We start from the raw sequence: 223 nt of genomic DNA, 5'->3' as shown, positions 1-223 counted from the left end.
AGGCACCTGACCATTAACCAATGTGGCACCGGCTACGGCACCCTCCCGAGCAGCTGTCATCATACGAACACCACCGGCTGCGTGAATCGTCAAATAGTCAACGCCCAGCTGGGCCAAATGATTCGTCGCTTGGGCCACGGTATTTGGAATATCGTATAACTTCAAATCCAAAAACACAGTGAAGCCAGCCGCTTTTAGTTGGCGAACAATCGCTGGCCCTTCA

General features: G+C 52.5%; 1 protein-coding gene. It reads right to left on the bottom strand.

From position 1 onward, the window contains the following. The coding region (locus tag WEIDD23_RS12625; protein ID WP_197458925.1) for an orotidine 5'-phosphate decarboxylase / HUMPS family protein at positions 1 to 223 on the bottom strand (223 nt) is incomplete at both ends.

Source organism: Weissella sp. DD23 (assembly GCF_001579105.1).
GTDB classification, from domain to species: Bacteria; Bacillota; Bacilli; order Lactobacillales; family Lactobacillaceae; genus Weissella; species Weissella cibaria.
Note: the sequence above shows the minus strand (reverse complement) of the source record. Positions and strands in the feature narration are given on the sequence as shown.